Here is a 6,118-nt window from a genome sequence, read left to right on the forward strand (position 1 = left end):
TGAGCAGACGGGAGATACTTTTCTGGTAGAGGCTGCAGGATATGAGTGTGAATTTACAAAGGAAGAGATTGTGGAAGTCACATTGCTTGACAGGATACCGGAGGACAAGTTCATCCGGACAAACGGCGGCAGTACGGAAGATTATGATATCGGTCACTTTAAGGGGAAGGAGACAGGAAAATGCATGCTGTTTCTTGACAAAGAGAGCGGCCCTGTTTTGGAGATCCAGTTAAAGGATGAGAAAATTTTTGTTGCCGGAAATGAGGAGGAAGATACAAAAAGCTGGTATGAGATGCTGTCCTTATAAAATCCTTATACTTATGGCTTACACTGTAAAAGAAAACAAAACAGTGTTTAGCGATAAGGAGGATTTTATATGGAAACGGTTATTTTAGAAACGAAATCGTTGACAAAGACATATTTGAGAGGACAGGAAAAGGCGCTTGACCGTGTTTCGATCCAGATTCCCCAGGGGTGTGTCTATGGGCTTCTGGGACCAAACGGTGCCGGGAAGTCCACTTTGTTAAAGGTTATTTCCGGCATGATAAGACCGGATTCGGGAGAAGTTAGATTTTGTCAGAAGAAGTGGACGAGGGGAAGCGTAAAAGAGATCGGAGCGCTGATTGAGACGCCGCCAGTTTATCCCAATCTGACGGCCAGAGAGAATCTGAGTGTAAGAGCTGCTGCTTTTGGTATATCCGAAGAGCGCATAGAAGAAGCTCTGGAGATCGCGGAAATTCAAAATACAGGAAGAAAGAAAGCAGGGCAGTTTTCCCTGGGAATGAAGCAAAGGCTTGGAATCGCGGCAGCGCTTTTGAATCATCCGAAGCTTTTGATCCTGGATGAACCCACAAACGGTCTGGACCCCATCGGCATACAAAAGCTTCGGGAAATGCTCCGGGGATTTACAAAGAAGGGGATTACGGTACTGGTGTCCAGCCATATTCTGGATGAAGTAAACAAGACGGCAGACTATATTGGGATCCTGTCAGAAGGGATGCTGAAATATCAGGGCGGCATGCCGGGAAAAGACCAGCTGGAAAAGCTGTTTATGAAAGTGGCGGCAGGCGGCCAGGGGATGGAAACAGGCAGCCAGCTGATGGAAGGAGGCGAGGCATAATGGAACAGGTCTTCCTTCTGTATCGTGCGGAAAAACTAAAATACCGCCACAGTCTGTCCGGGAAGCTCTGGATCTTGTTTCCCTGTCTGACGCTTCTGATGGCTTATGGGCTGGCGGCCAACTATGGAACGGTCGACAGTTATAACTGGTGGTATATCGGGATTTTGCCTGGATTTCTGACGCTTTACTGCTGTATGTCCCAGGAGAAAGAGAAGAAGATCAGGAACCAGGCGGTGCTTTTAACAGCAGAAGATTTAAAGAAGGCGTGGGACGCCAAGACCCTTAATGCTGTAAAGTATGTGGCCGCCGCCAATGTGCTGCTGGTATCCTGTTCATTTTTGCTGGGAAATATTGTGATGCCTCTTTTGCAGCAGGAACAGGTTATCTATGTGTCGGCGGGGCAGAATGTCCTTGCGGCTTTAGTGATGATTCTTGCCAGCCTGTGGCAGATCCCCCTCTGCCTTTGGATGAATCGGAAGATAGGAATGCTTCCAACGCTGGCAGTCAATATGGCGCTGAACACATCAGGATGCCTCACGGCTGTCACCGGCCTTTGGATGCTGAATCCATGGGGGATTCTTCCAAGGATCATGTGTCCGGTTATCGGAATCCTGCCAAACGGTCTTACGGCACATCCGGGAAATACAGGCTATATTCCGGGGATTACGGATCCGGCCAGCCTGTTTATTGGAAGTTTCATCTGCCTTGCGCTTTTTGTTATCCTGTGGGCTGCAACAAGAGTCTGGTATGACAGAAAGGGGGCGGAAGCGCTGTGAGAATGTTTGCGGGCCTTTTAAAGGCAGAATGGAAGAAACTTGCCCATACGCCGGTTTTCTGGATTCATGTGATTCTGCCGGTTTTAGGGGCGGCGGTTTTTCTGCTCTATGATTTTTTTGCCGGATGGAATGCAAGAAGTGAGGTCCAGATGTATCTGGAAGTGCTCTCCGGAGTCTTTCCTTTCCTTGCCGGGATCATATGCGGGCAGGCGGCGGAAATGGAGCTGCAGAGCGGATATCAGAACTTTCTGTGTCTGCCCTGCCCAAGGCCGGTGGGACTTTTGGCAAAATGGACAGTCCTGATGGCAGGCGCCCTTTTTTCTTCCCTGGTGGCAGTGCTTGGATTTGGCCTGGTATACCGCCTCTTTCCGGAGGGGGATGTCTGTTCCCTTTCAAGTTACCTGGCAGTTGCCCTTGTCATGTGGGCGGGACAGGGGATCGTCTATCTTCTGCATCTGTTTCTTGGATTTCAGTTTGGAAACGCGGCCTCTGTCAGTGTCGGCGTTGTAGGAACGATCGCTGCTTTCCTTATGATGACAGGACTCGGCCAAGGGCGCTGGATGTTCTTTCCCCACGCATGGAGTGAAAAATGGTGTGATTTTATGCTGGCATTGACTTTTGCAGGGGATACAGGAGCCATTTCTATTCTGAAAAGCAGTCCATGGCAGCATTTGCTTTTGATCTGTACGATTATTTTTGTTGGCCTTGGAACGGCCATTCTTCTGTGGGTTACATTTTTTGAAGGGAGAAAAAAGGAATGACAGTAAAGGTTTTGGCTATTGACGATGAGGAGGGGATCTTAAAGGTGATCCGGCGCGCGCTGGAGCGGGAAGGATATGAGGTGGATACTCTTTCTGATCCGTTAAAGGCAGACTTAAGCAGCCCGGGGAATTACGACCTTATTCTCCTGGATGTCATGATGCCGGGGATGGATGGTTTTGAACTTCTAAGAAAGATCCGGGAGAAGGCAGACTGTCCGATCCTCTTTCTTACTGCCCGGACAGGGGAGGAGGACGTTATGACGGGACTTGGTCTGGGAGCGGACGATTACATCCGCAAACCCTTTGGGATCGGAGAGTTAAGAGCAAGAGTAGAGGCGCATATCCGAAGGGAAAACAGACAGAAGCATCACGCAGTGGCAATTGGAGAGACAAAGTTTTATCTCAAAGAAAAGAGGCTGCTTTGCAAAGAGCAGGAGATTTTTCTTACAAAAAGCGAATATGAAATCTGTGAATATCTGGCCCTTCATCAGGGACAGGTGTTTTCAAGAGAAAGGATTTATGAGTATGTCTTTGGATTTGACGGGGAGGCGGACAGCTCCGCCATCACAGAGCATGTGAAAAATATCAGGGCAAAATTTCGGATGACAGGACTGGAACCGATAGAAACAGTATGGGGGATCGGATATAGATGGAAAGGATAAAAAGAAAGAAAAAAAGATTGTATGCTATGTTTATTTCCTTTTTGTTCCGCTTTGGGATCCTTGCGATCGGACTGGCAGGACTTACAGCGGTCGTCTATATGGTTACGGTCCATGCAGGGGTAGTACGCCTGCCAAGCTATGAGCTGGATAAGATTACAAGAGCAGAAGGGGAGATCAGGTCAGGGGACAGAGTGGAAGAAAAGCTTTTGCCCGACACATGCAGATATGGCGTTTTTGAAAAAGACGGGACCTATGTTTATGGAAATCTCTCTAAGGAGGAGCAGGAAGGATTGTGGAAAAGTCAGATGCAGTCATCCCCTGCTCTGATCTATGGTTCCTATTGGAAGGTGATCGAGAAAGAAAACGGGCTGACTGCCCTTGTGGAGTATCAGGTGATAGCCAAATTCTCTAATCCGTTCCTTCGTTCCGTCTTTCCAAATGCAGAACTTTTATTTGTCGGCGCCTATTTCCTTATGTTTTTTGGGACGGCAGTGGCGCTGGCGAAAAGGCAGGGAAAATATCTTCAGAAGAGGCTGAATGTATTGAAAGAAACAGCGGAGCGGGTAGAGAGAGAGGATCTGGATTTTGAGCGGGAATACTCGGATATTCAGGAAGTCGATCATGTACTTGGGGCCCTTTATCAGATGAAGGAGGCGCTTCAGAAGTCTTTGAAGGAACAGTGGGATATCAAGAGACAGAAGGAGGATCAGATTGCTTCCCTTGCCCATGATATCAAAACGCCCCTTACGATCATCCGGGGAAATACAGAGCTTTTGCTGGAAGAAGAAACAGAGGAAGAAAAAAGAGAGTGGGATCAGGAAATTCTGGACAGTGTCAGGGAGATTGAAAGATATTTGCAGATTCTGCAAAGAACGATCCGACAATTTGACGGTGAGCCAAACAGAGGATCCAAAGACGGACAGGAAGAGAAGAAGGAAGAGCAGAAAAACTTCCCGGCTTCTTTCTGGATACAGGAGATCTGCGAGAGGGCACAGGCCCTGGGAAGAACGAAAAAACTGCAGATCTGCTGCAGGGCTGCGGATACAGATAAGATGATATATGGGAGAAAAGAAGAGTGCAGCCGGGCGCTTTGGAATATACTTTCCAACGCAGTGGATTTTTCTCCTCGAGGAGGGGAACTGCTTATTGAGATAAAGGAGAGCGGAGAATTTCTTGCAGTTACTGTGACTGACGACGGACCGGGATTTACAAAAGAAGGGCTTGCTCATGCTACGGAACAGTTTTATCAGGCCGATAAGAGCAGAACCCGGAAAGATCATTACGGCATGGGACTTTACATTGCTTCCGAAATTATGAAAGAATACAAAGGATTCCTCCAATTGGAAAACGAAGAGGGAAGAGGAGGAAAGGTCAGCCTCTATTTCCGGTGTGTATAGGAGACATTTGAGGCGTTTGGCGCTGGATTTGTGACAAAGTCACGGAAAAGACCTGCAAAACAGGATATACTATCCACAGAAAAGAAAGAGGAGGATACAAGATGAAACTGTTTACAAAAGCACCGGAGAAATCTATACAGGAATATATAAAAGAAGCAAAAGAAAAGGAGGGGAGCATTTTTCTGGATGTACGTACGCCGGAAGAGTACGAGGAAGGGCATCTGGAAAACAGTTTGAATCTTCCGCTGCATGAACTGAAAAAGATTGATGCGCTCATTCCGGATAAAGACGCACATGTGTACATTTACTGCTTAAGCGGCGCCCGCAGCAAAAGGTCTGCAGCTCTCATGGGACACATGGGATATACTCATGTAACAGATATGGGAGGGATCATGGGAACCGACGTGCAGCTGGTTCATTGATTCGCAGGACTCCATGCCGGGAAAATAAAATATCTGTAAAAAATGTGACCCGGTTACAGAAAAAAAGTTCAGATGGTGTATAATAAAGAAAAAAATAAAATTAAGATATAAAATTTGTTTCCGCAATTTAAGCGGAGCATACAGCAGAAAGGAAGGATAGATATGGCAGCATTACATTTCACAAAGGACAATTTTGAACAGGAAGTTTTAAAATCCGACGTACCGGTACTGGTGGATTTCTGGGCAACCTGGTGCGGACCGTGCCAGATGGTACTGCCCATCATCGAGGAGCTGGCAGATGAACTTCAGGGAGTAAAGATCGGAAAAGTCAATGTAGATGAAGAGATGGAACTGGCAAAACAGTACCGTGTTATGTCCATTCCCACACTGATCGTCTTTAAAAACGGAGAAAAAGCGGAGATGTCAGTGGGAGCCAAGTCAAAAGAAGAGATCAAGGCTATGCTTGGCGTATAAACAAAGCGGAAAAATGCAGCCGGGGATTTTGTAAGGAATCCCCGGTTTTTTCGATGGAAAGGAAAGACCGTTCCTTACCTAAAGAGGCAGAAAAAGGATTTATGGTGACAGAAGGAGGAGAGTTTATGACAGACATTGCAGGAATGTTAGATGAATTGCAAAGACGTGCACATAAAGAGCCGCAGCTGAAAAGAAAGCTTCTCGCCACGAGAAAGGAGAAGGATCCGGTTTCTGCATTTTGCAGAACATGCAGGGAACTGGGGTATGAGATTTACGAGATGGAGCTGATCTGTGCAGGGGAAGAGTTCTATGCTTCCATGAAGAGAAGCACCAACGGCGGCGGAGAAAATTCTCCCATGCTGGATGGGGAAGATGATTTTTATGAATTGTTTTTTGCAGGACTGTAACCCGCGGAGCGTTTTATTTAATAGGGAAAGAAAATTCCTATTAAATAAAAAAGTGTCTTCGACACTTCAACTCCCCCGCCCCTCAATCTTGAGGGGATT

General features: G+C 47.0%; 8 protein-coding genes and 1 pseudogene. All 9 read left to right on the forward strand.

What is annotated here, in order from left to right; genetic code table 11:
* Positions 1–307 (forward strand): annotated as a pseudogene (locus tag WJ238_RS09615) (PH domain-containing protein); the annotation flags it as partial.
* Between the two features lie 69 nt (positions 308–376).
* Positions 377–1,120, forward strand: a complete 744-nt coding sequence (locus WJ238_RS09620; protein ID WP_337606804.1) for a lantibiotic protection ABC transporter ATP-binding subunit — start codon at positions 377–379, stop codon at positions 1,118–1,120.
* Positions 1,120–1,896 (forward strand): lantibiotic immunity ABC transporter MutE/EpiE family permease subunit, encoded by a 777-nt coding sequence (locus WJ238_RS09625; RefSeq protein WP_337606805.1) that lies wholly within the window; start codon positions 1,120–1,122, stop codon positions 1,894–1,896. The genes WJ238_RS09620 and WJ238_RS09625 overlap by 1 nt, the downstream gene beginning before the upstream one ends.
* 2 nt (positions 1,897–1,898) lie before the next feature.
* Positions 1,899–2,657 (forward strand): lantibiotic immunity ABC transporter MutG family permease subunit, encoded by a 759-nt coding sequence (locus WJ238_RS09630; protein ID WP_230107540.1) that lies wholly within the window; start codon positions 1,899–1,901, stop codon positions 2,655–2,657.
* Positions 2,654–3,319, forward strand: a complete 666-nt coding sequence (locus WJ238_RS09635) for a response regulator transcription factor (protein ID WP_337606806.1) — start codon at positions 2,654–2,656, stop codon at positions 3,317–3,319. Before WJ238_RS09630 ends, WJ238_RS09635 begins: the two co-directional genes overlap by 4 nt.
* Positions 3,307–4,716: a HAMP domain-containing sensor histidine kinase gene (locus tag WJ238_RS09640; RefSeq protein WP_337606808.1), complete on the forward strand. Its 1,410-nt coding sequence runs from the start codon at positions 3,307–3,309 to the stop codon at positions 4,714–4,716. The genes WJ238_RS09635 and WJ238_RS09640 overlap by 13 nt, the downstream gene beginning before the upstream one ends.
* Positions 4,717–4,817: 101 nt before the next feature.
* Positions 4,818–5,138 carry a rhodanese-like domain-containing protein gene (locus tag WJ238_RS09645; RefSeq protein ID WP_230106830.1) on the forward strand — a complete coding sequence of 107 codons (321 nt, stop codon included), beginning with the start codon at positions 4,818–4,820 and terminating at the stop codon, positions 5,136–5,138.
* Between the two features lie 162 nt (positions 5,139–5,300).
* Positions 5,301–5,612, forward strand: a complete 312-nt coding sequence (trxA, locus tag WJ238_RS09650) for a thioredoxin (protein ID WP_230106829.1) — start codon at positions 5,301–5,303, stop codon at positions 5,610–5,612.
* A gap of 125 nt (positions 5,613–5,737) precedes the next feature.
* Positions 5,738–6,019, forward strand: coding sequence for a hypothetical protein (locus tag WJ238_RS09655; protein WP_337606809.1), 282 nt, complete (start codon positions 5,738–5,740; stop codon positions 6,017–6,019).
* Positions 6,020–6,118: the final 99 nt, after the last annotated feature.

Source organism: Claveliimonas sp. (assembly GCF_037273965.1).
Taxonomy (GTDB): Bacteria; Bacillota; Clostridia; order Lachnospirales; family Lachnospiraceae; genus Claveliimonas; species Claveliimonas bilis.